Origin of the sequence: Caldivirga sp. MU80, from assembly GCF_001663375.1 — an archaeon.
Taxonomy (GTDB): Archaea; Thermoproteota; Thermoprotei; order Thermoproteales; family Thermocladiaceae; genus Caldivirga.
Map to the genome: position 1 here is coordinate 1 of NZ_LCTF01000062.1, position 3,375 is coordinate 3,375.

Sequence of the window (3,375 nt, forward strand, 5' to 3'; positions counted from 1 at the left end):
CTGATATCGTGAAATAGTGATTTTTAGAGTTAATAACATGATTTAACAATCCCTAAATTATTTACTAATGTTTTTGATTAAGGCCACGAAGGCGTAAATACGAGACCGTGCGCATAACTCCGGTCGAATATTGAGTTATATTACATTAGCTAGATGTTCGTAATTTCAATTTCACTGCCACTATATAATCTACCTCGCATTATTTATAAACTTTAATTAAATACTTATTTAATTATTAATTCAATATAATGATGTAATGCTTTTTAACTATACGTATTGATTGATATAGTATATCTGTTCCATAGAGGTATATGAGTAGGTTCATTAAGGAGTTATTATCAGCGGGCTAATGTTTAATAACACTATTAAGTAGACCAAGACTAAACTTAACCTTAATGAATTGTAGATCAAGCTTAGCACAATATAGAATACTGCATATTGTCAAATGGTTCACCGATAAAGGCGCTTAATACATTATTATCCCTTAAATCCCTGATAAATGGTAATCTAGCAATCGTGATCCATTGCGAGAATCTGGGAACTTAAGTACATCCATGGATACCAGGGCCACTACCGAGAGTTTAATTCATGAATTTCACATAGGTTTTGTTAAATGATTAAGTTTTATCATTCAGTTCACAGGTGCTTATATGATAAATGTCGTGTTTTCTTCCCTCCCGCTAATACTCCAATAATGATAAAGTGTTCATTGTTCCTAGTGGTGTCGGGAGTATTGTTTCCCTTTACTTGAAAACTATTGGTGTTGTTTGAATTTAATAAGACCTTAAGAATGTTCCTATCGATCACTTAGATTGCTTAGCGGCTATTATAGATAATGCAAAGCTTATAATCATCAGTACCGCTCCTATCGCCGTATTTATAGTTATTGACGGTAACCATGGTTGAGGCTTTGTGGATGCCCCAGCCATTAGTGTGGTTACTATGGCAGCCCAGGCTGCCAGCCATGTTCCACCATTATAGGTTAAGCCGGCTCCCGTAGATCTAACATTCGTTGGTAGTAGATCCCATATATAGACTTGCATTACTCCAACGGGTAGTACGGCTATGAAGTCCCACAGGAGGACTACCCAACCGTTGCCGCCGATTAGGATCCAGTACATGGTTGGGTATATTAAGGCCAGTAGTATTATTGAAACCGCGAGTAGCGCATTCCTGGAGCTCCTCAACCAATCCACCAGAACGCCACCAAACACACTACCAATCGCGTCACTGGCTGATAGGACTGTTAATATTAGGCCCGCTAGGGCTGCTGAGTAGCCTAGGACAGTCTGTAGTACGAATGGGGATAGTTCAAGCATTACGTAGTACTCGTACAGGAATCCCATTGTGGCCAACAGTATAGTTAACATCGGTAGCCAATACCTTGCAAATAAGACCCTATATGGGCTCTTAACCTTCTCTGAAGCCTCCCACTCAGGGGACTCCGTGAGGAATCTCCTCCTGAACACGAAGGCAAGTATTGTGGTCACTATGCCACTCCAGAAGACGATCCTCCAGCCAATTGTGTACATGGCGTTAGGTAGGTAAGTGGCAACCACCGTGTACGTGAAGGTGACGCCGAATATCCCTATGTCGAACCCAGCCTGCATAATGCCACTGGCTAACCCCCTCCACTTTGTCACGCTCTCCACGCTCATGATACCACTTGATGAGTACTCACCACCCAGGAAGAAACCCACCGCGAATCTCAGTAGAAGCAGCAGTATTATAGCCGCCAACCCAGCTTGGGCATAGGTTGGTAGGAAACCCATTAAGAAGCTTGATATACCAGCCCCAAGCATGGTTACGTAAAGTACATAACGCCTACCGATTTTATCAGCCAAATTACCGAAGAAAAGGCCACCAAGTGGCCTAACCACCAGTGATAAGCTGAAGGCCGCCAACGTAGCCAGCATAGACCCCAATGAACCAAGTTGGCTAAAGAATAGATCCCTAATTATAGGGGCCGTGAAGTCATAGGCTACAAAGTCGTACGCATCCATACCCCAACCAAGCATTGAACCTATCACATTACGCCAATTAAATATGCCTACAGGCTTAACTTCACTACCCATGATATAATTCTCTAAGATTATTTTATAAGTTTTACTATAGTTAAAGTTTATAAACAGCACGCTATTTATTAACGTGGTATGTCTGTTCCGCAGAGGTATAGGGGTAGGCCTATTGAAGAATTGATATCGGCCGGTTACTATGATCCTGAGACGAGGACTGTTAGGGCTATTAAGGGACCTGAGCTTCATGTTCATAGTAGGGATTGGCAGTTGGAGGGTCCTCTTCGGATGCTGTTCCATGTTCTCGATCCCATGGTTGCTAAGGACCCGAAGAACTTAATCGTTTATGGTGGTACCGGTAAGGCTGCTCGTAATTGGGATGATTTTGAGGCTATTGTTGATTCATTACTGACTATGGATAGTGAGGATACGTTAGTTATACAGAGCGGTGAGCCTGTGGCCATTTGGAGGCTTGGTAGGCATGCACCGAGGGTGTTGATGAGTAATGCGATGCTCGTGCCTAAGTGGGCTGATTGGAAAATATTCTGGGATCTTGAGGCCAAGGGCTTAATAAGTTTCCACCAAATGACCGCGGGATGTTGGGCTTATATCGGAACCCAAGGCATACTCCAGGGTACGTACGAGACCATCGGTGCAGCAGCCGATAGGCACTACGGTGGTTCCCTTGAGGGTAGGTTAGTTGTTAGTGCCGGTCTTGGTAACATGGGTGGTGCCCAACCCCTAGCCATCAAGATGCTTGGTGGGGTTGCCTTGATTGCCGATGTAGATGTTAGGATGATTAGGAGGATGATTGACACTGGTTACCTCGATACCTGGACGGATAGTATCGATAAGGCTATCGATATGGCACTTGATGCCAAGGAGAGGAGGCAAGCCACAAGCATTGGCGTACTCGCCAATGCAGTGGATTTACTTGAGAGGTTGGTTAGGGATAACATAGTACCCGATATACTCACAGACCAAACCCCAGCCCATGACCCGCTGTCCTACGTACCACAGGGGCTGACGATAGAGCAGGCTGAGCAGTTGAGGAGGAGTGATCCGGATAGGTACATACTCATGGCCAAGGAAAGCATGAAGAAGCACGTTCAATTAATGCTGGAGCTCCAGAGGCGTGGTGCGGTTACCTTTGAGTACGGAAATAATCTGAGGAAGCAGGCATATGATGCTGGGGTGGAGGACGCGTTCAAAATACCTGGGCAGATGGAGTACATGAGACCGTTGTTTGAGGAGGGTCGTGGACCCTTCAGGTGGACATCTTTGGTTGGGGATCCCAATGATATTTATAAGCTCGATGATGTATTATTGACCCTATTCGAGAGGAATGCGAGGTTGGTTA

2 protein-coding genes are annotated in these 3,375 nt (G+C 44.3%); one reads left to right on the forward strand and one right to left on the reverse strand.

Annotation, left to right across the window (positions count from 1 at the left end):
- Nucleotides 1-803: 803 nt before the first annotated feature.
- Entirely contained in the window at nucleotides 804-2,075 is a 1,272-nt protein-coding gene (locus tag AAX04_RS11370) for an MFS transporter (RefSeq protein ID WP_066798367.1), read from the reverse strand.
- A 78-nt stretch (nucleotides 2,076-2,153) separates the two neighbouring features.
- On the opposite strand from AAX04_RS11370, the gene hutU reads away from it, so the two are divergent.
- The coding region (gene hutU / locus AAX04_RS11375) for a urocanate hydratase (protein WP_066798369.1) at nucleotides 2,154-3,375 on the forward strand (1,222 nt) is incomplete at its 3' end.

Coding starts and splice junctions, on each gene's coding strand:
- AAX04_RS11370 (WP_066798367.1), bottom strand. CDS start 2,075: ATGGGTAGTGAAGTTAAGCCTGTAGGCATATTTAATTGGCGTAATGTG.